Origin of the sequence: Methylobacterium nonmethylotrophicum (assembly GCF_004745635.1) — a bacterium.
Taxonomy (GTDB): Bacteria; Pseudomonadota; Alphaproteobacteria; order Rhizobiales; family Beijerinckiaceae; genus Methylobacterium; species Methylobacterium nonmethylotrophicum.
In genome coordinates this window covers 115,356-139,082 of the sequence record NZ_SRLB01000001.1, presented here as the reverse complement: position 1 = coordinate 139,082, position 23,727 = coordinate 115,356, and the positions used below count along the sequence as shown (strand labels likewise).

The window sequence follows — 23,727 nt, the reverse complement described above, 5'->3', positions numbered from 1 at the left end:
GGGGGCGTCTGTTCCGGGGGCGTGTGAGACCCGTCTTAGTGCGTCGCCGGGGCGAGGCAAACCGCGGCCGAGGCGCGCTCCCCGGGGATCGGGTGTGCCCCCGGCACACCAGGCACCGCGAAAGCGCCGGGCTGCGGGCGCCAAAGCTTGACTTGGCGCGGGCGGGAGCCTGGTGTCGGGGCAGAAGAGCAACCGTCATTCGCTCAGGGACCGGACGCCGCCTTCGCGGGCCGGCGCCGCCCGGGCTCAAGGACCGGCCCATGCGCAAGACACCCCTCCTCGCCACCCTCCTGCTCGGTCTCGCCACCGCCGCCGGCCTATCCGCCGCGCAGGCCCGCTCCGCCCGCCAGGAGATCGCCCCGGCCGAGGAACGCGAGTTCCCGTTCGACGCCCAGATCCCGGGCTGCCAGGATGCCGGCGTGCTGGAGAAGATCACCTACCAGTTCGCCGAGAAGGAGGCGAAGTTCTGGAACTCGACGCTGACGATCACCGCCTATGACAGCATCGAGCGCACCGCCTGGCGGCCCTGGGGCCTCGACTTCTACCCCCGCCGCTTCTGCTCGGCGGTCGCCACCACCTCGGACGGCGTGCGCCGGCGGGTCGACTACTCGGTGCGCGAGAGCCTCGGCATCATCGGGGCGACCTACGGCGTCGAGTTCTGCGTCCACGGCCTCGACCGCAACCTCGCCTACGCCTACGCCTCGGCCTCGTCCTGCCGCGAGGCCCGGCCCTGATGCGTGCGCTGGTCGGCGCCGTCCTGGCGGCGGCCGTCGCCGCCGGCCCGGCCGCCGCGCAGGGCCGCGGGGGTGGTGAGCCCGGCGCCTTCGACTTCTACGTCCTGGCTTTGTCCTGGTCGCCGACCTACTGCGCGCTCACCGGCGAGCGCCGCAACGACCGCCAATGCGACCCCGGCCGCAACCCGGGCTTCGTCGTCCACGGCCTGTGGCCGCAATACGACCGCGGCTTCCCGAGCGAGTGCGGCGCGTATTCCCGCAGCCCGAGCCGCCCCGCGCTCGCCGAGGCCGAGGGCGTCTTCCCGAGCGAGGGCCTGGCCCGCCACGAGTGGCGCCAGCACGGCACCTGCTCGGGCCTCGACCCGGCCGCCTACTTCCGGGCCGCCCGCCGCGCCCGCGACGCGGTGACGATCCCCGCCGCCCTGTCGGGCCCGTCGCAGCCCTCGCGCGCCGCGCCCATCGACATCGCCCGCCAGTTCGTCGCCGCCAACCAGGGGCTTCGGCCGGACATGATGGCGGTGACCTGCAAGAGCGGGCAGCTCGAGGAAGTGCGGATCTGCTTCTCCAAGGACCTGCGCGGCTTCACCCCGTGCCCGGAGGTGGCGCGCCAGAACTGCCGCGCCGGGGAGGTGACGGTGGGGGCGGGGCGGTAACACACGCCTTCGAGAGCCGCACCGACATTCATCCCATCTCCGACCTCATCCTGAGGCGCCGGAGCGAAGCGGAGGCCTCGAAGGAGGGCTCCAGGGATCTCGGTGATTTCTGGAGCCCTCCTTCGAGGCCCACTGACGTGGGCACCTCAGGATGAGGTCCGTGGTAGGATCAATGTATTTCAAAACACCCTGACCGCGTCCCGCTCGATCCGCGGCCGCAAAAGCGGATGCAGGCCGCTGCGCGTGCCGCAATCCAGTCGGGAGGCCTCTTGGGCGCCCGCCGCGGCCTCGATCACCTCGTAGGCCGCCATGAACGAAGGTAGGCCGAACGCGACACCGGGCGCGGGATCGACGAAGACGTCGATGTCCGAATCGTCGCGGGCCTCGTCCCTCGCGTGGGAGCCGAACAGGGTGAGCGCGGCGACCCCGCTCGCCCGCAGGGCGGGCTCGGCGGATTTCGGGCGGGCCAGGATCTCCAGGCAAGGACCTCGTCGCGGCGCATGCGTTGATGATAGGGCCTCTCGCGCCGATTCTCTCGCGGGACGGCGAGACGAGGACCTGCGATCCGTGAATTACCGCCACGCCTTCCACGCCGGCAACCACGCCGACGTGCTCAAGCACTGGGTGCTGACCCGGGTGCTGGCGCATCTCCAGCGCAAGGCGACGCCGTTCCGGGCGATCGACACCCATGCGGGCCTCGGCTTCTACGACCTGACCGCCGACGAGGCCGGGCGCACCGGCGAGTGGCACGACGGCATCGGCCGGCTCGATGCGCCGTTCTCCGAGGACGTCGAGGCCCTGCTCGCCCCCTACCGCGCGGCTCTGGCCTCCGTGCGGGCGCGCCACGGCGACACGATCTATCCGGGCTCGCCGGCGCTGGTCCGCGAGTTCCTGCGCCCCGGCGACCAGGGCGTGTTCGTGGAACTCCACCCGGCCGACGGGGCGGTGCTGCATGCCCGCTACAACCAGGACCCGCGCACCAAGGTGCTGGCCCTCGACGGCTGGACGGCGCTCCCCGCCCTGATCCCCCCGAAGGAGCGCCGCGGCCTCGTCCTGATCGACCCGCCCTACGAGGTGCCGGGGGAGATCGAGCGCCTCGGCCGCGAGCTCCTGAAGGCGGTGGGGAAGTGGGCGACCGGCACCTACCTCGCCTGGTACCCGATCAAGGACGCCGCCGCGGTCGACCGCCTCGCCGCCAGCCTCGACGCCGCCCTCCCCCGCCCGGCCCTGCGCCTCGACCTGCTGATCCACCGGCCCGACCCGACGCGCCTGAGCGGCAGCGGCCTCATCGTGGTCAACCCGCCCTGGACCCTGCGCGAGGAGGCCGACATCGTGCTGCCGGCTTTGGCCGAGCGCCTGGCGCAAGCAGGCTACGGCGCCTTCCGCTGCGCGCCGCTGGGACCGCCGGCCTGACCTACCGCAACGCCACCAGCAGCGGCTTGAGCGTGTGGCGCCGCTTGTGCTCGGTGATCAGCGCCTCGATCCGCGCCGCCCATTCCGCCTGCCGGCCCTGCGCCAGGTAGGCCGTCCGGGCATGGGCGAGCCAGGCGGCGGCCTGCTCGTAGGGGCGCCGCGATCCGGCGGTCAGGAGCGGCGCCGCCCGCGCTTCGGCGAAGCGGGCGACCCAGGCCGGGTCGCGCTCCAGCGCCGCCTCGGCCAGGCGGTGCAGCACCGCCTCGTCGATCATGTGCGCGCGGTTGAACTCGGCCGCCTGCATGGCGTCCCCGACCAGCCCCTCCTCGAGCAGGATCGCGATCCGGTCACGGGCGAAATCGGACTTGGCCAGGATCGTCAGGAGGTCGTCGCGCACGGGCTCCCAGCCCTTGCCGGCGATCGTCCGGGCGGCCCGGTAGTCGTCGAGGGCGCGGCTGTGCGCGAAGGCGGCGCGGGCCCCTTCGAGGGCGAGGTCCCGGCTCTTGAGCGCGGCGGCCTCGTCGCGCAGCCAGCGCGCCAGGGCGCCGGCGCCAGCCTCCGGATCGCCGCGTCGAAGGCCGGACCGCGCGAGGGCGAGCGCCTGGTCGGGATGCTTGGCCTCGCGCAGGCGCCGGGCGAGGGCCAGGATCTGGTCGGCGCGCGCGACGTGCGTCTCCGCGTGGGCGACGGCCTCGTCGGCCCGGCCGAGCTGCACCAGCATGCCGGCGACGGCCGCCCCGTCCCCGGCGGCACGCGCGAGGTTCAGGTATTCCTCGGTGCGGCCGGTCGCCGCGAGGACCCGCAGTCGCACGGCGACGAGCCCCGTTTCCCGCTCGGTCTCCGGCAGGGACGCCGTCTTGCCGGCGAGCACGGCCTGGAGCGCCGGCGTGTCCCAGCCGGCGGCGAGCGCCGCGGCGACGAGGGAGAATCCGTCGGGCCCGTAGTCGCTGAGCTCCGCCTGCCAGCCCTCGACCGTCTCGAACAGGTCGTTGCGCTCGTCCTCCGAGAGGTCGCTCATCAGGACCGCCTCGGCCATCATCCGCCCGAGATCCTCGAACAGGAGGTACATCTCCTCGTCGGTCTCGGCCATCTCGCCGAGCCACTCCTCGATGAAGGGCTCGGCCACCGCCACGAGGACGCGCAGGGCGTTCCGCCCGTCGCCGGCCTCCAGGTACGGCACCGCCTTCTCGGCCAGGGCCTGCAGCTCGTCGGAGGGACCGGCGGAGTCGTAGTCGTCCCAGTAGGTCCGCGCCCTGCGGGCAAGAACGGTCCGGGCCTGGGCGGCCACCGGCGCCGGATCGGCCACGTCGCGGCCGGGCGCGGTGGCGAGCTCGACCTCGATCCAGCCCGGAAGGTCGGGGTCGCTCCCGGCGCGGCGCAGAAGCAGGTCCGTCAGGGCCTCCCGGGACAGGCCGTCGAGGAGCGCGCGCAGCGGCGGCCGCTCGGCCACCGCCCCGGGCTTGGCGGAGGCCAGCAGCGTCGCGACGACGTGCTTGCAGGCCCCGCCCCATTCATAGGGGCAGGTGCAGCGGAACTCCGCCACCTCGCCGCCCTTGAGGTGGACCGTGACCCGGTAGGGCTCGTCCGCGCTGCCCGCGACCGCGGCGGTGAGCGTGTCGCCGCGCCGCACGAGGTCGGCGACGGCGCCCGAGCGCGCCACCTCCCGGCCGCGCTCGACCACCTTCGGGTCGGCGAGGGACCGGAGGACGGCCTCGCCGGGCAGGCCGGTCGCCCCGGCGCCGCCCCGCCGGCTCAAGCCGCGATCCGCCCCTCGAGCGGGAAGACCTTGGCGGGGTTCATCAGCCAGGACGGGTCGAACACCGCCCGCACCCGCATCTGCTGGTGAAGATCCTGCGGCGCGTACTGGTAGGTCATCAGGTCGCGCTTCTCGATCCCGACGCCGTGCTCGCCGGTAAGGCAGCCGCCGACCTCGACGCAGAGCTTCAGCATCTCCTCGCCGGCGGCTTCGGCCTTCTCCATCTCGCCGGGCGTGTTGATGTCGAACAGGATCAGGGGGTGCAGGTTGCCGTCGCCGGCGTGGAAGACGTTGGCGCAGCGAAGACCGTAAGCCTTGGTGATCTCGCCGATGCGCTCCAGCACCCGCGGCAGCTGCCCGGTCGGGATGGTGCCGTCCATGCAGATGTAGTCGGAGATGCGGCCCGTGGCGCCGAAGGCCGACTTGCGGCCCTTCCAGATCGCGGCGCTCTCGGCCTCCGACTGCGAGACCTTGAGGCTCGTCGGGTTGAAGGGCCTGGCGATCTCGACGATGCGGGCGAGCATCGCGTCGCACTCCTCCTTGCAGCCCTCGACCTCGATGATCAGCATCGCCTCGGCGTCGAGCGGGTAGCCGGCATGCGCGAAGGCCTCGCAGATCGTGATCGCCTCGCGGTCCATGTACTCGATCGCCACCGGGATGATGCCGGCGCCGATGATCGCGGCCGTGCAGGCGCCCGCATCCTCGACCGTGCCGAAGCCCATCAGCGCCGGGCGCGCGCCTTCCGCGGCGCGCAGGATCCGCACGGTCGCCTCGGTGACGATCCCGAGCTGGCCTTCCGAGCCGCAGACGAGGCCGAGCAGGTCGTAGCCGGCGGAATCGAGGTAATCGCCGCCGATCTCCACCACGGTGCCGTCGACGAGGACCAGGGTCACGCCCATCAGGTTGTTGGTGGTGACGCCGTATTTGAGGCAGTGGGCGCCGCCCGAGTTCATCGCGATGTTGCCCGCGATGGTGCAGGCGAGCTGGCTCGACGGGTCGGGGGCGTAGAAGAAGCCCTCATGCGCCACCGCCGCGCTGATCGCCAGGTTGGTGATGCCGGCCTGGACCCGGGCGGTGCGGTTGGAAAAATCCACGTCGAGCACCCGGTTCATCTTGGCGACGCCGAGGATCACCGCGTCCTCCTGCGCGATCGCGCCGCCGGCGAGCGAGGTGCCGGCGCCGCGGGGCACCACCTTGACCCCGGCCTCGTGGCAGTAGCGCATCACCGCCGCGACCTCCTGGGTCGTCGAGGGCAGCACCACGGCGAGCGGCATCTTGCGGTAGGCGGTGAGCCCGTCGGTCTCGAAGGCCCGGCGCTCGTCCTCGCTGGTCACCAGGGCCTCGGGCGCCACGAGGCCGCGCAGGCCGTCGAGGATCGCGTCGCGGCGGGCGAGGATCGCGGGGTCCGGGGGCGGGAAGGCGATCGTCATGGCGTGTCCTCGGAGTCCTCTTCGTCGTTCGGTCGACCGGCGGGCGGTCGTTCGGTCGCGCCATCATACCGGAGGCGCGGGAGCGCGCCCATGCGACGGGCGACCCGCACCTTGGTCGGAATGCGCCCGGGCTTTCGCAGAGCTTCGTTTCGTCGCATGTGACCCGGCGCGAAGCGTCTGCGTTTTTAACTGTACCAAGCTGCAGGCTGGGCCATATGCCCATGGCCCGTCGCACGAACGACGTCCGTTGGAGGGAACCTCATGCGTCAGCTCATCCTCGGTGCCGCCCTGGCGGCGCTCCTCCCCTTCGCCGCCCAGGCCCAGGACGCGGCCGCCGGCGAAAAGGCGTTCGCCCCCTGCAAGGCCTGCCACGCCTTCGGCAAGAACGGCGTCGGCCCCGACCTCAAGGGCGTCATCGGCCGCAAGGCCGGCACCCACGAGGGCTACAACTACTCGGCCGCGATGAAGAATTCCGGCCTGACCTGGGACGAGGCGACCTTCCGCGACTACATCCACAACCCGAAGGCCAAGGTGCCCGGGACCAAGATGATCTTCGCCGGCATCACCGACGACAAGAAGGTGTCGGACCTGATCGCCTATCTCGAGACCCAGAAGTAAGGCAGTCGGGACCCCGGCGGCGTCCGCCGGGGTCCTGCGGCCGTTCGGGGGCATGGGCTCGAGCCGCACGGTCCTCCGGTCGCCCACGCTCGGCGTCATCCCGGGGTCCCTGCAAGGACCTCTCTCAATCCCCGACACCCTCCCGCCCCTGCACCGCCATCAGGGTCGCGGTGAGGAGCGCGATCAGCCTCTCGCCCCCCTCGCTCCCCTGCGAGAAGACCTCGGCCTGGGCCAGCGTCAGGGTGCGGCCGGCCTTGATCACCCGTCCGCGGGCCAGGATGCGCGCCCCGGCCGCCGGGGCCATCAGGTTGATCTTGAACTCCGCCGTCAGCACCCCGGCGCCCGGCGGCATCAGGGTCAGGGCCGCGTAGCCCGCCGCGCTGTCGGCGATGGCGCTCACCGCGCCCGCATGGACGAAGCCGTGCTGCTGCGACACGGCCGGGCCGGGCACCAGCGCGATCTCGACCGCGCCGGGCGACACCGCGACGAGCGTCGCCCCGAGGGTGTGCATCAGGCCCTGCTTGTCGAAGCTGGCGCGCACGCGCGCCTGGACCTCTTCGCCGGCGCGCACGCGCGCTTGGACCTCCTCGGAAGCGTGTGTCTGGTCCGTCACGGGCGCGGGGCCTCCCTCCGGTGATTGTCCTGTAGGAGAACCTTGAGGCACGGCCGCGGCCGCGCTGTCCAGAACCCCGAGAGCCCCGGAGCCCCATGACCATCCCCGATTCCGACGCGGCCGGCTGGCGCCCCTTCGACGATCCGGGCTTTCTCACCCTGGTCGGCCCGGTCCTGCTGCGCGAGGAGGGCGAGGCGGTGAGCTTCGCGTTCCGGGCCGAGCCCAAGCACGCCAACCTGATCGGCGTGGTGCAGGGCGGCATGATGATGACCTTCGCCGACCGGGCGCTCGGCTTCTGCGCCATGCGGGCGGCGGGCGGGGCGAACTGCGTCACGGTGCAGTTCGAGATGCAGTTCGTGGCGGCCGGCCGCATCGGCGAGACGATCACGATGACGCCCGAGGTGGTGCAGCGCACCAACAGCCTGGTCTTCCTGCGCGGCGACGCCCGCAGCGGAGGCCGCATCGTCGCGACGTCCACCGGCGTGTGGAAGATCCTGCGCCGCCGGCCCGACGGCGCCTGACGGGCCCGTACACAAGCCGCCCCGATCCGCTATGTAGAGCGGGATGACGCACGATCCGAACGGCGCCCCGCCCGGCGGGGTCCTCGAACGACTGACCGCGGCCCTCGGCGCGGAGGGCACGCGGCGCGGGCCGCCGCCGGTCGAGCGCTGGAACCCGGATTACTGCGGCGAGATCCCGATGCGCATCGCCCAGGACGGGACTTGGCACTACAACGGCAGCCCGATCACCCGGCCCGCCCTGGTCCGGCTGTTCGCCTCGATCCTGCGCCGCGACCCCGACGGGCGCACGGTGCTGGTGACGCCGGTCGAGCGGGTCGGGATCGAGGTCGAGGACGAGGCCTTCCTGGCGGTCGAGATGGCGGTGGAGGGCGAGGGCGTGACCCGCGCCATCGCGTTCCGCACCAACCTCGACGACGTCGTGCCCCTCGACGAGGCCCACCCGTTGAGCTTCGAGCGCGACCCGGAGGGCGGGTTCAAGCCCGCGATCGCGGTGCGCCACGGCCTGCGGGCCCGGCTCACCCGGGCGCTCGCCTACGACCTCGTGGAGCTCTGCGAGGAGCGCGAGGAGGCGGGCGAGCGCTGGTTCGGGCTGCCCGCCGCCGGGCGCTTCCACCGCATCGCAAAGTCCGCCGAACTCGGGGCGGCCGAGCTGTCGTGACCGATCTCGCCGCGCCGCAAGTCCTGGGTTCTCCTGCTCTCGACGCCTTCCTGGAGCGCGCCAGGACGCGCCTGCGGCCCACGCCGCCGGGCCCGCAGGACCAGACCGCGAACCCGCCCGCCGCGCCCCCGCGGGGCGACCACGACCTCGAGCCCGACGTGCTGGAGGCGGCGCTCGCCCGCCCGCCGCGGCTCGCCGCCGTGCTGGTGCCGGTGGTGCCACGCGACGACGGCGTCTCGGTGCTGTTCACCGTGCGGGCCTCGCACCTGCGCGACCATTCCGGCCAGATCGCCTTCCCGGGCGGCAAGATCGACCCCGCCGACCCGTCCCCCCTGGCGGCGGCCCTGCGGGAGGCCGAGGAGGAGATCGGCCTCGACCGGGCGGCGGTGACGCCCATCGGCTACCTCGACGCCTACCTGTCGGGCACCGGCTTCCTGGTGACGCCGGTGGTCGGGCTGGTGGCGCCGGACGCGCGTCTGAGCCTCAACCCGCACGAGGTGGCCGAGGCCTTCGAGGTGCCGCTCGACTTCCTGATGGATGTCGCCAACCACGCCCTGCACAGCCGGGAATGGCGCGGGCGCCAGCGGCGCTACTACGCGATCCCCTTCGGCGAGCGCTACATCTGGGGCGTGACCGCCGGCATCGTGCGCAACCTCTACGACCGGCTCCGCGACGCGGACGGGTGATCCCCAAGTGATCCCCAGGTGATCCCATCGAGAGAGGCCCCTCTTCATCAAGAGACATCCATGGCCCGCGCGCTGATCGACGACCTCCTGCTGTTCCTGCTGCCCTTCGCGGTCTTCGGCGTCTGGCTGGTGCTGCGCCAGCGCAGCCCCCTGCGCTGGCTGCACTGGAGCGACCACGCCGCGCGCCTCGCCATTGCGGGCGTCGCCCTGGTGATCGCCTCGTTCGTGGTGGCGGCGCTGACCGCCGAGCGGCACCGGGACGGCTTCGTGCCGACCCATATCGAGAACGGCCGGGTGGTGCCCGGGCAGTTCCGGTGAGCCGCACCCTCGACGAGGCCGCCCTGCGGGCGGTGCTGGCGCAGCCGCGCCTTACCCGCGTGATCGAGGCGCTCGCCGCCCCGGGGGAGGAGACCCGCCTCGTCGGCGGCGCGGTGCGCGACGCGCTGCTCGGCCGCCCGGTCGCCGACATCGACCTCGCCACCACGCTCCTGCCCGACGAGGTGGTGCGGCGCGCGAGTGCCGCGGGCCTCAAGCCGGTGCCGACCGGCATCGAGCACGGCACCGTGACGGTGGTGGTCGAGGGCGAGCCGTTCGAGGTCACGACCCTGCGCGAGGACATCGAGACCGACGGGCGCCACGCCGTGGTGCGCTTCGGCCGCGATTTTTCGCGCGACGCCGCCCGGCGCGACTTCACCATCAACGCCCTCTCGGTCACGCCGGACGGGCAGGTGCACGACACGGTCGGGGGTCTCGCCGATCTTCGCGCGGCCCGCGTGCGCTTCATCGGCGAGGCGCGCCAGCGCATCCGCGAGGACTACCTGCGGGTCTTGCGCTTCTTCCGCTTTCACGCCCGCTACGGCGCCGGCGCCCCCGATCCGGAGGGGCTCGCCGCCTCTGTCGCGGCGCGGGACGGGCTGGCGCTCCTCTCCCGCGAGCGGGTGCGGGGGGAGATCCTGAAGCTCCTCGTCGCGCCGGGGGCGCCCGCCGTCACCGCCGTGCTGTCGGAGACCGGCCTGCTGCAGCGGCTGATCGGCGGCCTCGGCGATCTCGGCCGCCTCGCCCGCCTCGCGGCGTTGGAGACCGAGCCGGATCCGGTGCGCCGCCTCGCCGCCCTGGCGGTGCGCTCGGGCGCCGACGCGGAGCGCCTGCGCGAGGCCTTGCGCCTGTCGAAGGCCGAGCACGCGCGCCTCGCGGCCTATGCGGGCGCCGAAGCCGCCCTGCACGGTGCGCTCGACCCGCTGAGGCCAGCGGAGGTGCGGCGCCTCGTGGCGGTGCACGGCGCGCAAGCCGCCGCCGATGCCGCCCTGGTGCTCGCGGGGGAACCGCGCCCCGTGCTCACGCCCGAGGGGGCCGAGGCGCTTGCCCGCTTCGCCGACGGCCGCGAGCCGGTGCCGGTCCTGCCCGTCACCGGCGCCGCCCTGGTGGCGGCGGGCGCCCGGCCGGGCCGGGGCCTCGGCCGGGGCCTGGCGGCGGCCCGCCGGGCCTGGCTCGCGGCGGGCTGCCCGACCGACGCGGCGATGCAGGCGCAGCTTCACGCCCTGGCCCTCGCGGCGGCGCTCGGTACCGGCTCCGCGGCGGCGCACTGAACCGGCGGCGCTCGGAACCCGCGTGGCCGCTGCCGGTTCACACCGCACCGGGACCGCTCGACGCCGGCCCGGCCGCTGTCGCGCCGCCTGAGCCGACTTGCGTCGGCGTGCCGACGCTTCGTCCGCTCAGAGTCTCGCTGTGTCGCAGGTTTTCGTCGCAGAACCGGCTGCCACTTCTGCGGAACCTGCTCGGGGGGATCGGTTCGGCGCCGAATGGGTTATCATGCCTTGCCGCCGCGGGCCCGCGGCGCGCCTCGCATCCGCCTGCGCGAGGCGCCTCCGGCCTTACGGCCGAGGCGTTGCCCGAGGAGTTCGACCGCCGATGCTGCCCCTGCTCCGCACCGCCCTGGCCGCCGCCCTCGTCCTCGGGGCCTCGCAGCCCGGCCGGGCGCACGAGCTGTGGCTGACGCTCAGCACCGTCGAGTCCGTCCCCCAGGTCCGGGTCAATTACGGCCACGCCTCGAAGCGCGAGGCGCCGGGGTCGGCGCAGCTCATCGAGCTCGTCGCCCTGACGCAGGACGGCAGCGCCAGCCTGCGCGGCAGCCTCAAGCCCGCCCCGCCGGAGGTGCCCCCGGCCCTCCTGGCGCCGCTCTCCGGGAAGCCCGGCCGGACGCTGGTCGCGGCGACCTACGATGCCGGCTACTGGACGACCCTGCGCGACGGCACCCGCCTCAATGCCAGCCGGCGCCTGGTGCCGGATGCCCGCGCCGGCCGCTGGTCGGTGAAGTACGCCAAGGCCGCCTTCGGCCCCGGCGCGCCGTGGCTGCGGGTGGTCGGCCACACCCTCGAGATCGTGCCGGTCGAAATCCCGGGTCCGACCGCCGGGGCGATCCGGGTACGGGTGCTGTTTCGCGGCGCGCCGCTGCCGGGAGCGGACCTCTATTACGGCGACAGCGGCATGGAGCCGGAGCGGGGCGGCGTGCCGGCCTACACCACCGATCCGGACGGCATCGCCACGGTGCCGATCCGCAAGGCCGGCAGCCAGGTGCTCACCGTGACCCAGACCGTGAGCCCGTCCGCCACCCCGACGCTGGCCGACGAGGACGTCTACACGGCGACCTTCGCGTTCCGGCTCGACGAGCCGTCGGTCAACTGATCAGCGCAACTGATCAGCGACTGTCGGCCCGCACCAGGTCCGCGCCCTTTTCTGCGACCATCATCACGGCGGCCTGGGTGTTGGCCGAGACCTCGGTCGGCATCACGGCGGCGTCGATCACGCGCAACGAATCGAGACCGCGCACCCGCAGGCGCTCGTCCACCACCGCCTCCGGGCCCTGGCCCATGCTGCAGGTGCCGACCGGGTGGTAGATGGTCTGGCCGTTGCGGCGGGCGAAATCGAGCCACTCGTCGTCCGTCTGCACGCCTTCGCCCGGGTTGAGCTCGTGGGCGCGGTAGGGATCCATGGCGGGCTGTTCGACCACCCGCCGGGCGATGCGCATGCCCTCGATCAGGGCTTCCTGGTCGCTGCGCGCGCTCAAAAAATTCGGGCGGATCGCCGGGGGGCGCATGGGGTCACCTGAGACCGCGTGGATGGTGCCGCGGGAGTCCGGCCGCAGCTGCGTCACGCCGATCGTCATGCCGGGCTCGCGGTCGAGGGTGCGGTCGGCGGCGTTGGCGTAGCTCGCATGCATGAAGAAGTACTGCACGTCGGGCCCGGCGAGGTCCGGCCGCGTGCGCACGAAACCGTGGGCGAGCCCGGTGCCGAGGGTCAGGATGCCGCGGCGGGTGAGGAAATACTGCCCGACCGCGAGGCCGAGGCGCCAGCCGCGGGTCAGCTCGTTGAGGGTCACCGGAAGCTTGACGCGCCAGTTCATCCGGGTGGCGTAGTGGTCGCGGTAGTTCTCGCCGACCCCCGGCAGGGCGTGGCGCAGCGGGATGCCCGCCTGCGCCAGCACCTCGGGCCGGCCGATGCCGGAGAGTTCGAGCAGGTGGGGCGACTGCACCGCGCCGGCCGCCAGGATTACCTCGGCGCGGGCGCTCACCCGCTCCTCGCGCACTTCGCCTTGCCCTTGGCGGCGATAGGTGACGCCGGTCACGCGGTGGCCGTCGAGGTCGAGGCGCAGGACATGGGCGTTGGTGCGCACGGCGAGGTTCGGGCGTGAACGCGCCGGCTGCAGGTAGGCGTCCCGCGCGCTCCAGCGCCGGCCCCGCCGCTGGTTGGCCTGGTAGTAGCCGAAACCCTCCTGCGAGGCGCCGTTATAGTCGGGGTTCTCCGGGTAGCCGGCCTCGGTCCCGGCCCGGATGAAGGCGTCGGCGAGCGGGTTCTTCACCCCGACCCGGGTGACGTGGAGCGGGCCGCCGCGGCCGCGCAACGCCGGGTCGCCGCCCTCGAAATGCTCGAGCTTGCGGAAATAGGGCAGCACGTCGGCCCACGACCAGCCGCGGTTGCCGCTCTGGGCCCAGGTGTCGAAGTCCTGCGGCTGGCCGCGCACGAAGATCATGCCGTTGATCAGCGTCGAGCCGCCGAGCCCCTTGCCGCGCGGCACCACGATGGCGCGGTCATGGGTGTTCGGCTCCGGCTCGGTGGCGAAGCGCCAGTTGAACGCCCCGCCGGTGAGGAGCTTCGGGAAGCCGGCCGGGATGCCGACCCAGAACCCGGTCCCCTCCCCGCCCGCCTCGAGCAGCAGCACTGTGGCGCGGCCATCCTCGCTCAGGCGGTTGGCCAGCACGCACCCCGCCGTGCCCCCGCCGACGATGACGAAGTCGAACGCGTCCATGATCCTCCCTCGGGTGGTGCCGGTGTGACCGCGAAGGCCCGCGACGGGACACCCCGGGCAGGGATAGCCGCTTCGCCGGGCGGCCGGAAGGGCGCGAGCGGCGGCGCATCGCGACGAGCGTTGCGCAGGGCGGGCCCCCGGCCAGCACCGGGCGAGCACTGCGCCCGGACAACCGCGCGAACGCGGCAGCCGCGACGGCGTTAGAGCCTGGCGAACACCGGAGACCCTCGACGATGCTCCGCCTTCCCCTCGTCTGGCTCGGCACGCTCGCCCTCTACCTCCTGCTCGCCGGCGGGGCCGGGCTGCACGAGGCCGCGACCGGGGCCGTCGTGGCGGGTCTGCTGGCCGCCTGGGACTGGCGGATCCGCGCCCGGGCGGAGCGCCGCTTCGCGGTCTCGCGCGCCCATCTCGCCCCCTGGGGCCGGGCGCTCGCGGGTCTGGTGCCCGCCACGCTGCGCACCGGGGTCGCGCTCGCGCGGGCGATTCCCGAGGGCGGGCATTCTGGGAGCAGGCATCCTGGCCACGCCCACCGGAGACCCTTTCGGCGCGGGCCGGAGGACGAGCCGGGCGAGCGCGGCCGGCGGGCCGGCGCGGTGCTCCTCGCCTCGCTGGCACCGGACAGCTTCGTGCTGCGCGCCGATCCGGGCCGCGACGAGGTGCTGATCCACGCGCTGGGTCGAGAATCCCCGCCCGCCGATCCGCGGTGGCTGGCATGACGGAACTCTGGCTCGCCGCCGCCTTGGCCTTGCTTCCGCCCCTCGGCCTCGCGGTCGTGGCGGCGGCCCGCGGCGCCCTGGCCTTCCGCCTCGTCGCGGTGCAGCTCGCCACCTCGCTCGCGGTGCTGCTCCTCGTCGCGATGAGCTTCGCCCTCGACCAGCCGGCCGTGATCGATCTCGGCCTCGTCCTCGCGGTGCTGACCCTGCCCGGCACGCTCCTCTTCGCGGTGTTCCAGGAGCGCTGGTTATGACTGCGCTGGTGGTGAGCGTCCTCCTCTGCCTCGGCCTCGCGGTGCTCGCCGCCTGGATCGCCACCCTGGCGCTCTGGCGCCTCGTCACCCCGCTCGAGCGCCTGCACGCCGTCACCTTCGTCAACGTGGCGGGCGGGGCGGGTCTGGTGCTCGCCGCCTGGCTCACCGACGGAGCCTCGCCGCGGGCGCTGAAATGCACCGCGATCTGGCTGGCGACGCTGCTCATCGGCGCGCTCCTGTCGCACGTCACCGGCCACGCGCTGCACATCCGGGACGGGGAGCGGCGATGAGCGGCCTCGTCGCCAGCCTCCTCGTCCTGTCGGCGCTCTCCGGCCTGCTCGTCGTGCTCACCCGCGATCCCCGGCGCCAGGTCTACGCGCTCGCCGGCAACGGCCTCGTCCTCGGGCTGCTCTTTCTGGCGCTCCAGGCGCCCGACGTCGCCCTGTCGGAGATCGCCGTCGGCACGGCGGTGACGCCGTTCCTGTTCCTGGCGGCCCTCGCCGCCATCGCGATGGACAGGGCCGGGCGATGAGCGTGCGGCTCCGCCTCGTCCTCCTCGGCCTGGCGCTCCTGGCGCTCGCCCCGGCGGTGATCCACGTCGCCCTCGCCCTGCCGGGCTTCGGCACGCCGACCTCGCCCTACGGCCAGACGGTGAACGTCCTGCTGCCGGACCTGCGCCACGTCACCAACATGGTTGCGGCGGTCAATTTCGACGTCCGCGGCATCGATACGCTGGGCGAGGAATGCATGCTGCTCTGCGCGGTGACCGGCGCGACGGTGCTGCTGCGCGGCGCCCGCGGCGAGGGCGAGCGCGAGAAGGCGGGCCACGTGCCCGGGCGCCCGGTGACGCCGCGGGCCGACGCGACGGTGCTCGCCTGCCGGATCGCCGCGAGCCTCACCCTGCTCGTCGGGATCTCCGTCGCCCTCCACGGCATGACGACGCCGGGCGGCGGCTTCCAGGGCGGGGTGATCGCGGCGTCGAGCCTCCTGCTCCTCTATCTCGGCGAGGGCTACGCGGTCTGGCGCTCGCTGGTGCGCGGGCCGGTGCTGGCGCTGCTGGAGGGCGGCGGCGCGCTCCTCTATGGGCTCGCGGCCTTCGTGCCTCTCACCCTCGGTCGCCCCGCGCTCCAGAACATCCTGCCCTTCGGCACCCTCAAGGACCTCTATTCCGGCGGGCTGATGATCGTGGTCAACGCCGCGGTCGCGCTCTCCGTCACCGGCAGCTTCGGGCTCCTGCTCCTCGAATTCATGGAGGAGACCCGCGTGCCCTCGGACGAGTCCGTGCCCGACGAGGAGGGACGATGAGTACCTTGCCGTGGTTCGTCGCCGCCTGGCTGTTCGCGGTCGGGCTCTATGGCCTCGTCACCTCGCGTCATGCGGTGCACCTCGTCGGCTGCCTCACCGTGTGCCAGTCGGCGACCTACGTGCTGCTGCTCGGCCTCGGCTTCGTGAACGGCGCCGGCCCGCCGATCTTCTACGACCACCCGCCCGGCACGCCGGCGGTCGACCCGGTCGTGCAGGCGCTGGTGCTCACCGACATCGTGGTCGGGGCCGCGGTCTCGGCCCTGCTGCTCGCCATCGCCGTCCAGGTGCAGAAGCGCCGGCACACCCTCGATCCGCAGGCCCTGCGCCCCCTGCGCCCGTCCGAACCAGCGCCCGACCGGTGAGCCCCGACGCCCTCCTCCCCCTCACGGTCCTCCTGCCGCTCGGCGTCGCGACGCTGATGCTCGGCCTCGCCCACTGGCTGCCGCCGCGCCTGCCGAAGGCGGTGGCTTTCGTGACCGCCCTCGCGGTCTTTGCTCTCTGCGCCTGGCTCGCGCGCCACAGCCTGGAGGGGCCGGTGCGGCACTGGTTCGGCGGCTGGACGCCCGACGCCGCGCATCGGCCCGGCGTGGTGCTGGGCATCGGCTTCCAGGCCGATCCGGCGAGCGCGGCGCTCGCCGCCTTCTGCGGCCTGCTGTTTGCCGCCACCTTCATCTTCGCCTGGGGCTACTTCGACGCCGAGCACGCGCATTTCCAGGTGCTGATGCTGCTCTTCCTGGCGGCGATGGTCGGCTTCTGCCTCACCCGCGACCTGTTCAACCTGTTCGTCTGGTTCGAGCTGATGAGCGTCGCGGCCTTCGCGCTCACCGCCTACCCGCTCGGCAGCAGCGCGCTGGAGGGCGCGTTCACCTTCACGGTCTCCAACGCGCTGGCGAGTTTTTTGATGCTCGCCGGCACCGGGCTCCTCTACGCCCGCACCGGCACCCTCGATTTCGCCGCCATGGGGCAGGTGGTGGCCGGGCTCGGGGCCGACCCGGTCGTGACCGGCGGCTTCGTGCTGGTGGCCGGCGCCCTCCTCACCAAGGCGGCGATCCTGCCGTTCCACCTCTGGCTCGCCGACGCCCACGCGGTCGCGCCGAGCCCGGTCTCGGTGATCTTCTCCGGCGCGATGGTGAGCCTCGGCCTGTTCGGCCTCGCCAAGCTGGTGGCGCAGGTCTTTGCGGGTGACCCTGCCGTGATGAGCCTGGTGCGCGGGCTGATGCTGTGGCTCGGCCTCGCCACCGCGATCGTCGCCGGCCTGACGGCCTTCGCGCAGCGCCACCTCAAGCGGCTGCTGGCCTTCTCGACCATCGCGCATCTCGGCATCATGCTGACGGCGCTCTCGGCCGACACGGACACGGCGCGGGCGGGGCTCCTCCTCTACATGGTCGGCCACGGCCTGGTGAAGGGCGCGCTGTTCATGGTGGCGGGCACGCTCCTGGCGCTGCGCCGCTCGGCCGACGAGATCGTGCTCTACGGCCAGGGACGGGACTTGTGGCCCCCGGCCCTGGCGATGGGGCTCGGCGGCCTCCTCCTCGGCGGCCTGCCCTTGGGGCTGATGCACGGCGCGACCGGGCTGATGGAGGACGCGGCCGGCCCCCTGGTCACCGCCGGCACGAGCCTCGCTACCGCGCTCACCGGCGCCGCCGTGTTGCGCGCCGCCGCCCGGATCTTCCTGCGCGCCAGCGGCGTGCCCGGGCCGGAATTGCTCGCCCCGACCGAGCGCGAGCGCGAGAAGCCCGACCGCCCGCTCTGGCTGATGGCCGCGCCCTCCCTCGCCCTCGTCGCCCTGGCGCTCGCCCCCTTTGAGGCCGTGGCGCCCTTCCTCGGCACGGCCGCGTCGCGCCTCGCCGATCCGGGCGCGGCCCCCGTCGCCCTGCCGCCATCGGCACTCGGCAACCTCGCGCCGATCGGGCTGACGCTGGCGTTCCTGGCCCTCGCCCTCACACGCCGGCGCGCCCTGACGCGAGCCGCGCGGCGGGTCACCCGCACCGAGCGGGCGGGGTTCGCCGCGCTCCAGGCCCTGCATAGCGGCCTCGTCGGCGACGTCGTGACCTGGATGGCGGTGGGGCTGGCGCTGTTCGCGGTGGCTAGCGCCTTGGCCTGACCAGATCGATCGAGAACGGACGCAGTCCCCTCCCGGCCATGGGCCGACGAGATCCGCACCGAGGGTCTCACATCGGCGCCGCCAGCACCTCGCACAGTGTCACCGGGCGGCCCGCCTCGCGGGCGAGGCGCAGGAGCGTCGACTGGCGGAAGCGGGGATCGGCCGTGACCTCGCGGCCGAGCCAGGCGGGCAGCGCGACGGCCTGCGCCTCGTGCTCGAGTTCGATCTCGGCCAGGACCATGCCCGACAGCGCGCCGCCATACTCGTCGACCGACCAGACCATGCCGTCATGCGGCACGCAGTGGCGGGTCTTCTCGATCCGCCACGTCTCGCAGACGAGGCGCAGCATCGCCTCGGCGTCGGCCCGCGGGATCTCGTACTCGAATTCCGGTCGCGCCAGGCCCTCGCGCCGGCCCTTGACGGTGAGCGTGGCCCGCTCCTCGTCGAGCCGCACCCGGACCTTGCCGCCCGCGAACTCGCCGATGAGCCCGTCCGTGAGCCGGCGCCGGCTCACCGCGCCCGCGCGCCAGCCCGCATCGGCCACCAGGAACTTCCGCTCGACCTCGTACCGCATCGGCCTCGACCGCCCCTGTCCCGGCTTGCGGGCCGCGGGCGATGATCGTCGCGACCGCGCGAGCGGGCTGATAGCCGATGCCGGCCGCCCGGGCCAGGGCCCTTGCGTCAGCCCTGCGGGGGCGCGAAGCGGGCGACGAGCTCGTGCGCCTCGCCCGGATAGGTGAGCCGCACGACGGTGACGGGGCGCCCGGCGCTCCAGGTCCGGCGCTCGACCACGAGGCAGGGCGACCCCGGGGGGCAGGCCATGGCGGCGGCGAGAGCGGCGTCGGCGCTCCGGGCGCGGATACGGTGCTCGGCCGCGGTCCAGGGCACGTGGTGGACGAGCCAGGCGCCCGGCGGCTCGGCGGCGAAGTCCTGCGCCTCGGCCTCCGGCACCGCCGCGAGGTGGATCAGCCGCTCCTCGAGGCAGAACGGGCGCGGGCCCGCATCGTGCCGGACGGTGAGCGCCAGGACCGGGGCCGGCGCCTCGAGCCCCAGCGCCCCGCGGTCCGCCGCCGTGCTCCGCCGGCGCCGGCGCTGCAGCACGGCGAAGCGGTAGGGCAGGCCGAGCGCCTCGACCTCGCCGCGGATCTCCGGGATCTCCAGCACCGCCGATTGCGAGTGCGGCTGGCGCACGAACGAGCCGACCTTGCGCCGTCGCTCGATCAGCCCGGCGGCGGCGAGCTGGGTCAGCACCTTGTTGACCGTCATGCGCGAGCAGCCGAACTGCGCCGTCAGCTCGTGCTCGAAGGGGATGCGGTGGCCGGGGGGCCAGCGGCCCGACAGGATGTGGCCCTGAAGCTCGGACAGGATCTGCTGGTGCAGCGAGATCGGCCGGGCCTCGGGACGGGCGGGATCGTGCGCCGTCATCGCTGGGTCGGCCCGCTCAAGTGATCACGCTCGCCCACGCCGCCTCCGCTCGCCGCCGGCGTTCCGAGTGGGCCGGGCCGTTTCCTCATACCCGAGCTTGGCGCGGCATGCCGCATCACGAATGCCTCTCGGCTCCACGCAAGGCCAGGAAGTCGCGGGATCCCCTCTCCAGGCGATGCCGGGCTTGCCCAGTATCGCTGCAAGGTGTGGGAGAGGGGAGACGCGCTCGACTTCGGAATGCTGGGGGTTTCCAACAGGTATTCCGTGCCTCACTCCACCATCAACCGCCTGAGCACCGCCGCGAACCGCGCCCCGACCGCCTCCCTGGCGACGTGCCGCCCGCCCGCGACCACCTGGCGGCCGTCTACCCACACCGCGTCCACTGCCCGCGAGCCGGCGGCGAAGATCCAGCCGTCGAGGAGGGAATCGCCCTGCCGCGCGATCAGCGCCGGATCCGCCCCGTCGAGGGCGACGCAGTCGGCCGGGGCCCCGACGGCGAGGCCGCCGCCTTCCGCCCCGAGCGCCTGGATGCCGCCGGCGAGCGCGACCGTGAACAGCGCGCGCCCGGTCGAGGCGCCGGGGGCGGCCAGGACGTTGCGCTGGCGATGGCCGAGGCGCTGGGCATATTCGAGCTGGCGCAGCTCGTCCGCCGCACCGACCAGCACGTTCGAATCGGTACCGACCCCATAGCGCCCGCCGGCCGCGACGAAGCCCGGGGCGGGGAAGATGCCGTCGCCGAGGCTCGCCTCCGTCACCGGGCACAGGCCCGCGACCGCGCCGCTTCCCGCGAACCGGGCGGTCTCGTCGGGATTCATGTGGGTGGCGTGGATCAGGCACCAGCGCGGATCGAGCCCGGCCTGGTCGAGGAGCCACTGCACCGGGCGGGCGCCGGACCAGGCGAGGCACTCCTCCACCTCCCGCACCTGCTCGGCGGCGTGGATGTGGACCGGCCCGCCCTCGGCGAGGGCGACCGCGGCGGCCAGGTCCCCCGGCGTCACCGCCCGCAAACTGTGGGGGGCGACCCCGAGCGTCGCGCCGGGCAGGTCCCGCACGGCCGCGCGGGATTCGTCGACCATGCGGGCGAACAGGTCGAGGTCGCTGACGAAGCGGCGCTGGCCCTCGGTCGGTGCCGCACCCCCGAAATTCGACCAGCGGTAGAGCACCGGCAGCAGGGTGAGGCGCAGGCCGGTCAGCGCCGCCGCCGCGGCGATCCGCTCCGCCATCTCGGCGACGTTGGCGTAGGGGCGCCCGTCCGGTGCATGGTGCAGGTAGTGGAACTCGCCGACGCGGGTGAAGCCCGATTCCAGCATCTCCATGTAGGCCTGCGCCGCCACGGCCTCGGCCTCGTCGGGCGTCATCCGGAGCGCGAAGCGGTACATCGTCTCGCGCCAGGTCCAGAACGTGTCGGCGGACGGGCCCCGCCGCTCGGCGAGCCCCGCCATGCCGCGCTGGAAGGCGTGGCTGTGCAGGTTCGGCAGCCCGGGCACCAGCACCGCCACCCGCACGTCCCCGGGCTCGGGCGCCTTGCCGGCCTCGACGGCCGAGAACCGCCCCGCCTCCAGGGTGAGCCGGACATCGGCCTGCCAGCCCGTGGGCGTCAGGGCCTGAGCGGCGTGCAGCACGGTCATCGGCGCATCTCCTGCATGGCGCGGCGACGGCCCGCGCTCGCGATCATGTCTATACAAATCGTCTCACTCATGTCTATACATGTGAGCGAATCGGGAACGGGAGGGCGCGAGCATGAGCGAGACGGGAGACCCGCCCCGGGTCTGGCGCAACGTCCGGCTCGCCACCTTCGCGGCCGGGCTCCCCGGGATCGGCGCGGTGGAGGCCGGCGCGCTGGCGATCCGCGACGGCCGCATCGCCTATGCCGGACCCGAGGCCGACCTTCCGGGGGCGGCGCTTGCCGGGGCCGAGATCGTCGACGGCGAGGGCCGCTGGATCACCCCGGGCCTGATCGACTGCCACACCCACCTCGTCTGGGCCGGCGACCGGGCGCACGAGTTCGAGCTGCGTCTGGCCGGCGCCTCCTACGAGGAGGTGGCGCGGGCCGGCGGCGGCATCGTCTCGTCGGTCGCGGCCTTGCGCAAGGCCGGCGAGGACGAGCTGGTGCGCCAGACCCTGCCGCGGCTCGACGCGCTGATCGCCGAGGGCGTCACCACCGTCGAGGTGAAGTCCGGCTACGGCCTCGACTTGGCCAGCGAGCGCAAGGCTTTGCGCGCCGCCCGCCGGCTCGCCGATCTGCGCCCGGTCGGCATCCGCACCAGTTTCCTCGGCGCCCACGCCCTGCCGCCGGAGGCCGGCGGCGACAAGGACGCGTTCATCGCGCAGGTCGCCGACGCGATGCTGCCGGCGCTGGCCGCGGAAGGCCTCGTCGATGCCGTCGACGCGTTCTGCGAAGGGATCGCCTTCTCGCCCCAGCAGGTCGCGCGGGTGTTCGACCGCGCCAGGGCCCTCGGCCTCCCGGTGAAGCTCCACGCGGACCAGCTCTCGAATCTCGGCGGCGCCGCGCTCGCGGCGCGCTACGGCGCCCTCTCGGCCGACCACCTCGAGCATACCGACGAGGCCGGGGCGGCGGCCATGGCGCGGAGCGGCACCGTCGCGGTGCTGCTGCCCGGCGCCTACTACTTCATCCGCGAGACGAAGCTGCCGCCCGTCGCGCTCTTCCGGCAGCACGGAGTCCCCATGGCGGTGGCGACCGACGCCAATCCCGGCACCTCGCCGCTGACCTCGCTGCTGCTCGCCATGAACATGGCCGCGACGCTGTTCCGCCTCACCGTCGACGAGTGCCTGGCCGGGGTCACCCGCGAGGCCGCCCGCGCCCTCGGGCTCCTCGCCGAGGTCGGCACCCTCGAGGCCGGCAAGCGGGCCGACCTCGCGGTCTGGTCGGTCGAGCGGCCGGCCGAGCTCGTCTACCGCATGGGCTTCAACCCGCTCCACGCCCGCATCCGGGGGACGCGATGACCGAGACGATCACCCTGGTGCCGGGCGCGGTGCCACTGGGCCACTGGCGCGCGATCTATCGCGGCGCCCCCGCCGCCCTCGATCCGGCCTGCGCCCCGGCGGTGGCCGGGAGCGCGGCGGCGGTCGCCCGCATCCTCGCCCGGGGCGAGCCGGTCTACGGCATCAACACCGGCTTCGGGAAGCTGGCGAGCGTGCGCATCGACGCCGCCGACCTCGCGACGCTCCAGCGCAACATCGTGCTCTCCCACGCCGCCGGCGTCGGCGAACCGAGCCCCGTGCCGGTGGTGCGGCTGATGCTGGCGCTCAAGCTCGCGAGCCTGGCGCAGGGCGCCTCGGGCGTGCAGCCGGCCAGCCTTGACCTCCTCGGGGCGATGCTCGCCCGCGACGTGATCCCGGTGGTGCCGTGCCAGGGCTCGGTCGGGGCGTCGGGCGACCTCGCGCCGCTCGCCCACATGGCCGCGGTGATGATCGGGGTCGGCGAGGCGGACACGCCGGCCGGCCGCCGGCCCGCCGCCGCGGCGCTCGCGGCGGCGGGCCTCGCCCCGGCCATCCTGGGACCGAAGGAGGGGCTGGCCCTCCTCAACGGCACCCAGTTCTCGACCGCCAACGCGCTGGCCGGTCTGTTCGAGGCGGAAGGCCTGCTGCGCGCGGCCCTGGTGGTCGGGGCGCTCGCCACCGACGCGGCGCGGGGCTCCGACGCCCCGTTCGATCCGCGCATCCACGCGCTTCGCCGCCATCGCGGCCAGATCGAGACCGCCGCCGCCTTGCGCGAATTGATGGCCGGCAGCGGCATCCGGGCCTCGCACCTTACCGGCGACGAGCGGGTGCAGGACCCCTATTGCCTGCGCTGCCAGCCGCAGGTGATGGGCGCCTGCCTCGACCTGCTGCGCCAGGCCGCCGAGCTGCTGGCGACCGAGGCGAACGGCGTCTCCGACAACCCGCTGATCTTTCCCGAGACCGACGAGGCCCTGTCCGGCGGCAACTTCCACGCCGAGCCGGTGGCCTTCGCCGCCGACATGATCGCCATGGCGCTCTGCGAGATCGGCTCCCTGTCCGAGCGGCGCATCGCCATGCTGGTCGATCCCGCCCTGTCGGGCCTGCCGGCCTTCCTGACGCCGAAGCCGGGGCTCAATTCCGGCTTCATGATCCCGCAGGTGACGGCCGCGGCCCTCGTCTCCGAGAACAAGCAGCGGGCGATGCCGGCGAGCGTCGATTCGATCCCGACCTCCGCCAACCAGGAGGACCACGTCTCGATGGCCGCCCACGGCGCCCGCCGCCTCATGCCGATGGCCGAGAACGCCGCGGCGGTCGTCGCCATCGAGGCGCTGGCGGCGGCGCAGGGCTGCGACTTCCACGCGTCGCTGACCTCGAGCCCGGCGCTGGAGGCGGTGCGGGCGCGCCTGCGGGAAAAGGTACCCCGCCTCGACGACGACCGGCACTTCCATCCCGACATCGCGGCGGCCCTGGCGCTGGTGCGCGACGGGAGTCTGGTTGCGGCGGTGGGCGAGGTGCCGCTGCCGGCGCTGGGTTGATGTGATTTCCGCTTGGTCCGTTCGAATAAGGATAGAGCGAGATTC

General features: G+C 73.8%; 27 protein-coding genes. 19 read left to right on the top strand and 8 right to left on the bottom strand.

The annotated features are described in order from the left end of the window. Positions 1 to 260: 260 nt before the first annotated feature. Together EU555_RS00640 and EU555_RS00635 are read left to right on the top strand one after the other, a co-directional pair. Positions 261 to 734, top strand: a complete 474-nt coding sequence (locus tag EU555_RS00640) for a hypothetical protein (protein ID WP_135412520.1) — start codon at positions 261 to 263, stop codon at positions 732 to 734. After that, positions 734 to 1,387 (top strand): ribonuclease T2 family protein, encoded by a 654-nt coding sequence (locus EU555_RS00635; protein WP_135412519.1) that lies wholly within the window; start codon positions 734 to 736, stop codon positions 1,385 to 1,387. The genes EU555_RS00640 and EU555_RS00635 overlap by 1 nt, the downstream gene beginning before the upstream one ends. A gap of 179 nt (positions 1,388 to 1,566) precedes the next feature. On the opposite strand, the gene EU555_RS37440 is transcribed toward EU555_RS00635, so the two are convergent. After that, entirely contained in the window at positions 1,567 to 1,698 is a 132-nt protein-coding gene (locus tag EU555_RS37440) for a hypothetical protein (protein WP_281041265.1), read from the bottom strand. A 256-nt stretch (positions 1,699 to 1,954) separates the two neighbouring features. Between EU555_RS37440 and EU555_RS00625 the strand changes: the two genes are divergently transcribed. Then, complete coding sequence (locus EU555_RS00625) at positions 1,955 to 2,800, top strand: 23S rRNA (adenine(2030)-N(6))-methyltransferase RlmJ (RefSeq protein WP_135412517.1); 846 nt, start codon at positions 1,955 to 1,957, stop codon at positions 2,798 to 2,800. A 1-nt stretch (position 2,801) separates the two neighbouring features. Here the strand turns inward: EU555_RS00625 and EU555_RS00620 are convergent, their stop codons facing one another. Next, positions 2,802 to 4,556 carry an SWIM zinc finger family protein gene (locus EU555_RS00620; protein ID WP_135412516.1) on the bottom strand — a complete coding sequence of 585 codons (1,755 nt, stop codon included), beginning with the start codon at positions 4,554 to 4,556 and terminating at the stop codon, positions 2,802 to 2,804. Next, complete coding sequence (locus EU555_RS00615; RefSeq protein WP_135412515.1) at positions 4,553 to 5,986, bottom strand: FAD-linked oxidase C-terminal domain-containing protein; 1,434 nt, start codon at positions 5,984 to 5,986, stop codon at positions 4,553 to 4,555. The genes EU555_RS00620 and EU555_RS00615 overlap by 4 nt, the downstream gene beginning before the upstream one ends. A 261-nt stretch (positions 5,987 to 6,247) precedes the next feature. Between EU555_RS00615 and EU555_RS00610 the strand changes: the two genes are divergently transcribed. Further along, on the top strand, positions 6,248 to 6,604 hold the full coding sequence (locus EU555_RS00610) for a c-type cytochrome (protein ID WP_135412514.1): 357 nt from the start codon (positions 6,248 to 6,250) through the stop codon (positions 6,602 to 6,604). A gap of 124 nt (positions 6,605 to 6,728) precedes the next feature. On the opposite strand, the gene EU555_RS00605 is transcribed toward EU555_RS00610, so the two are convergent. Beyond that, on the bottom strand, positions 6,729 to 7,175 hold the full coding sequence (locus EU555_RS00605; protein ID WP_245524074.1) for a PaaI family thioesterase: 447 nt from the start codon (positions 7,173 to 7,175) through the stop codon (positions 6,729 to 6,731). Between the two features lie 137 nt (positions 7,176 to 7,312). Here EU555_RS00605 and EU555_RS00600 point away from each other — a divergent pair, with 137 nt between their 5' ends. The 6 genes from EU555_RS00600 (at position 7,313) to EU555_RS00575 (ending at position 11,764) form a co-directional block, all read left to right on the top strand. After that, positions 7,313 to 7,738, top strand: a complete 426-nt coding sequence (locus tag EU555_RS00600; RefSeq protein ID WP_245524073.1) for a PaaI family thioesterase — start codon at positions 7,313 to 7,315, stop codon at positions 7,736 to 7,738. Positions 7,739 to 7,781: 43 nt separating this feature from the next. Then, complete coding sequence (locus EU555_RS00595) at positions 7,782 to 8,396, top strand: DUF1285 domain-containing protein (RefSeq protein ID WP_135412513.1); 615 nt, start codon at positions 7,782 to 7,784, stop codon at positions 8,394 to 8,396. Then, positions 8,393 to 9,082, top strand: coding sequence for a CoA pyrophosphatase (locus EU555_RS00590; RefSeq protein WP_245524072.1), 690 nt, complete (start codon positions 8,393 to 8,395; stop codon positions 9,080 to 9,082). The genes EU555_RS00595 and EU555_RS00590 overlap by 4 nt, the downstream gene beginning before the upstream one ends. Before the next feature lie 60 nt (positions 9,083 to 9,142). Then, on the top strand, positions 9,143 to 9,400 hold the full coding sequence (locus EU555_RS00585) for a DUF6111 family protein (protein ID WP_135412512.1): 258 nt from the start codon (positions 9,143 to 9,145) through the stop codon (positions 9,398 to 9,400). Further along, positions 9,397 to 10,668, top strand: coding sequence for a CCA tRNA nucleotidyltransferase (locus EU555_RS00580; RefSeq protein ID WP_135412511.1), 1,272 nt, complete (start codon positions 9,397 to 9,399; stop codon positions 10,666 to 10,668). Before EU555_RS00585 ends, EU555_RS00580 begins: the two co-directional genes overlap by 4 nt. Positions 10,669 to 10,990: 322 nt before the next feature. Next, positions 10,991 to 11,764, top strand: a complete 774-nt coding sequence (locus tag EU555_RS00575; RefSeq protein WP_135412510.1) for a DUF4198 domain-containing protein — start codon at positions 10,991 to 10,993, stop codon at positions 11,762 to 11,764. Between the two features lie 13 nt (positions 11,765 to 11,777). On the opposite strand, the gene EU555_RS00570 is transcribed toward EU555_RS00575, so the two are convergent. Then, the gene (locus EU555_RS00570; RefSeq protein WP_135412509.1) at positions 11,778 to 13,385 is read right to left on the bottom strand and encodes a GMC family oxidoreductase; all 1,608 of its coding nucleotides are present in this window, start codon (positions 13,383 to 13,385) and stop codon (positions 11,778 to 11,780) included. A gap of 233 nt (positions 13,386 to 13,618) precedes the next feature. Between EU555_RS00570 and EU555_RS00565 the strand changes: the two genes are divergently transcribed. The 7 genes from EU555_RS00565 to EU555_RS00535 are packed head-to-tail and all read left to right on the top strand — an operon-like array spanning position 13,619 to position 17,761. Further along, the gene (locus EU555_RS00565; protein WP_135412508.1) at positions 13,619 to 14,101 is read left to right on the top strand and encodes a hypothetical protein; all 483 of its coding nucleotides are present in this window, start codon (positions 13,619 to 13,621) and stop codon (positions 14,099 to 14,101) included. Next, positions 14,098 to 14,352: a monovalent cation/H+ antiporter complex subunit F gene (locus EU555_RS00560; RefSeq protein WP_135412507.1), complete on the top strand. Its 255-nt coding sequence runs from the start codon at positions 14,098 to 14,100 to the stop codon at positions 14,350 to 14,352. The genes EU555_RS00565 and EU555_RS00560 overlap by 4 nt, the downstream gene beginning before the upstream one ends. Continuing rightward, on the top strand, positions 14,349 to 14,642 hold the full coding sequence (locus tag EU555_RS00555) for a monovalent cation/H(+) antiporter subunit G (protein WP_245524071.1): 294 nt from the start codon (positions 14,349 to 14,351) through the stop codon (positions 14,640 to 14,642). Before EU555_RS00560 ends, EU555_RS00555 begins: the two co-directional genes overlap by 4 nt. Then, a complete protein-coding gene (locus EU555_RS00550) occupies positions 14,639 to 14,884 on the top strand; it encodes a hydrogenase subunit MbhD domain-containing protein (RefSeq protein ID WP_135412506.1) in 246 nt (81 codons plus the stop codon). Before EU555_RS00555 ends, EU555_RS00550 begins: the two co-directional genes overlap by 4 nt. Continuing rightward, complete coding sequence (locus EU555_RS00545; protein WP_135412505.1) at positions 14,881 to 15,657, top strand: MnhB domain-containing protein; 777 nt, start codon at positions 14,881 to 14,883, stop codon at positions 15,655 to 15,657. Before EU555_RS00550 ends, EU555_RS00545 begins: the two co-directional genes overlap by 4 nt. Beyond that, the gene (locus EU555_RS00540; protein ID WP_135412504.1) at positions 15,654 to 16,019 is read left to right on the top strand and encodes a sodium:proton antiporter; all 366 of its coding nucleotides are present in this window, start codon (positions 15,654 to 15,656) and stop codon (positions 16,017 to 16,019) included. Before EU555_RS00545 ends, EU555_RS00540 begins: the two co-directional genes overlap by 4 nt. Beyond that, positions 16,016 to 17,761 carry a complex I subunit 5 family protein gene (locus EU555_RS00535; protein ID WP_245524070.1) on the top strand — a complete coding sequence of 582 codons (1,746 nt, stop codon included), beginning with the start codon at positions 16,016 to 16,018 and terminating at the stop codon, positions 17,759 to 17,761. Before EU555_RS00540 ends, EU555_RS00535 begins: the two co-directional genes overlap by 4 nt. A 67-nt stretch (positions 17,762 to 17,828) precedes the next feature. Here EU555_RS00535 and EU555_RS00530 read toward each other — a convergent pair whose 3' ends face one another. The 3 genes from EU555_RS00530 to EU555_RS00520 form a co-directional block, all read right to left on the bottom strand. Further along, the gene (locus tag EU555_RS00530; protein ID WP_135412503.1) at positions 17,829 to 18,335 is read right to left on the bottom strand and encodes a CYTH domain-containing protein; all 507 of its coding nucleotides are present in this window, start codon (positions 18,333 to 18,335) and stop codon (positions 17,829 to 17,831) included. A gap of 107 nt (positions 18,336 to 18,442) precedes the next feature. Further along, complete coding sequence (gene hutC / locus EU555_RS00525) at positions 18,443 to 19,186, bottom strand: histidine utilization transcriptional repressor HutC (RefSeq protein WP_135412502.1); 744 nt, start codon at positions 19,184 to 19,186, stop codon at positions 18,443 to 18,445. Positions 19,187 to 19,455: 269 nt separating this feature from the next. Continuing rightward, a complete protein-coding gene (locus EU555_RS00520; RefSeq protein WP_135412501.1) occupies positions 19,456 to 20,814 on the bottom strand; it encodes a formimidoylglutamate deiminase in 1,359 nt (452 codons plus the stop codon). A 112-nt stretch (positions 20,815 to 20,926) separates the two neighbouring features. Here EU555_RS00520 and hutI point away from each other — a divergent pair, with 112 nt between their 5' ends. Together hutI and hutH are read left to right on the top strand one after the other, a co-directional pair. Continuing rightward, positions 20,927 to 22,150, top strand: coding sequence for an imidazolonepropionase (gene hutI, locus EU555_RS00515; RefSeq protein ID WP_135412500.1), 1,224 nt, complete (start codon positions 20,927 to 20,929; stop codon positions 22,148 to 22,150). Then, positions 22,147 to 23,682: a histidine ammonia-lyase gene (gene hutH / locus EU555_RS00510; protein ID WP_135412499.1), complete on the top strand. Its 1,536-nt coding sequence runs from the start codon at positions 22,147 to 22,149 to the stop codon at positions 23,680 to 23,682. The genes hutI and hutH overlap by 4 nt, the downstream gene beginning before the upstream one ends. The last annotated feature ends 45 nt before the right edge of the window (positions 23,683 to 23,727 follow it).

Excerpts from the sequence above, each read along its gene's own strand:
- EU555_RS00640 (WP_135412520.1), top strand. The coding sequence starts at position 261 with ATGCGCAAGACACCCCTCCTCGCCACCCTCCTGCTCGGTCTCGCCACC.
- EU555_RS00635 (WP_135412519.1), top strand. The coding sequence starts at position 734 with ATGCGTGCGCTGGTCGGCGCCGTCCTGGCGGCGGCCGTCGCCGCCGGC.
- EU555_RS37440 (WP_281041265.1), bottom strand. The coding sequence starts at position 1,698 with ATGGCGGCCTACGAGGTGATCGAGGCCGCGGCGGGCGCCCAAGAGGCC.
- EU555_RS00615 (WP_135412515.1), bottom strand. The coding sequence starts at position 5,986 with ATGACGATCGCCTTCCCGCCCCCGGACCCCGCGATCCTCGCCCGCCGC.
- EU555_RS00610 (WP_135412514.1), top strand. The coding sequence starts at position 6,248 with ATGCGTCAGCTCATCCTCGGTGCCGCCCTGGCGGCGCTCCTCCCCTTC.
- EU555_RS00600 (WP_245524073.1), top strand. The coding sequence starts at position 7,313 with ATGACCATCCCCGATTCCGACGCGGCCGGCTGGCGCCCCTTCGACGAT.
- EU555_RS00595 (WP_135412513.1), top strand. The coding sequence starts at position 7,782 with ATGACGCACGATCCGAACGGCGCCCCGCCCGGCGGGGTCCTCGAACGA.
- EU555_RS00585 (WP_135412512.1), top strand. The coding sequence starts at position 9,143 with ATGGCCCGCGCGCTGATCGACGACCTCCTGCTGTTCCTGCTGCCCTTC.
- EU555_RS00575 (WP_135412510.1), top strand. The coding sequence starts at position 10,991 with ATGCTGCCCCTGCTCCGCACCGCCCTGGCCGCCGCCCTCGTCCTCGGG.
- EU555_RS00570 (WP_135412509.1), bottom strand. The coding sequence starts at position 13,385 with ATGGACGCGTTCGACTTCGTCATCGTCGGCGGGGGCACGGCGGGGTGC.
- EU555_RS00565 (WP_135412508.1), top strand. The coding sequence starts at position 13,619 with ATGCTCCGCCTTCCCCTCGTCTGGCTCGGCACGCTCGCCCTCTACCTC.
- EU555_RS00560 (WP_135412507.1), top strand. The coding sequence starts at position 14,098 with ATGACGGAACTCTGGCTCGCCGCCGCCTTGGCCTTGCTTCCGCCCCTC.
- EU555_RS00555 (WP_245524071.1), top strand. The coding sequence starts at position 14,349 with ATGACTGCGCTGGTGGTGAGCGTCCTCCTCTGCCTCGGCCTCGCGGTG.
- EU555_RS00550 (WP_135412506.1), top strand. The coding sequence starts at position 14,639 with ATGAGCGGCCTCGTCGCCAGCCTCCTCGTCCTGTCGGCGCTCTCCGGC.
- EU555_RS00545 (WP_135412505.1), top strand. The coding sequence starts at position 14,881 with ATGAGCGTGCGGCTCCGCCTCGTCCTCCTCGGCCTGGCGCTCCTGGCG.
- EU555_RS00540 (WP_135412504.1), top strand. The coding sequence starts at position 15,654 with ATGAGTACCTTGCCGTGGTTCGTCGCCGCCTGGCTGTTCGCGGTCGGG.
- EU555_RS00530 (WP_135412503.1), bottom strand. The coding sequence starts at position 18,335 with ATGCGGTACGAGGTCGAGCGGAAGTTCCTGGTGGCCGATGCGGGCTGG.
- hutC (WP_135412502.1), bottom strand. The coding sequence starts at position 19,186 with ATGACGGCGCACGATCCCGCCCGTCCCGAGGCCCGGCCGATCTCGCTG.
- EU555_RS00520 (WP_135412501.1), bottom strand. The coding sequence starts at position 20,814 with ATGACCGTGCTGCACGCCGCTCAGGCCCTGACGCCCACGGGCTGGCAG.
- hutI (WP_135412500.1), top strand. The coding sequence starts at position 20,927 with ATGAGCGAGACGGGAGACCCGCCCCGGGTCTGGCGCAACGTCCGGCTC.
- hutH (WP_135412499.1), top strand. The coding sequence starts at position 22,147 with ATGACCGAGACGATCACCCTGGTGCCGGGCGCGGTGCCACTGGGCCAC.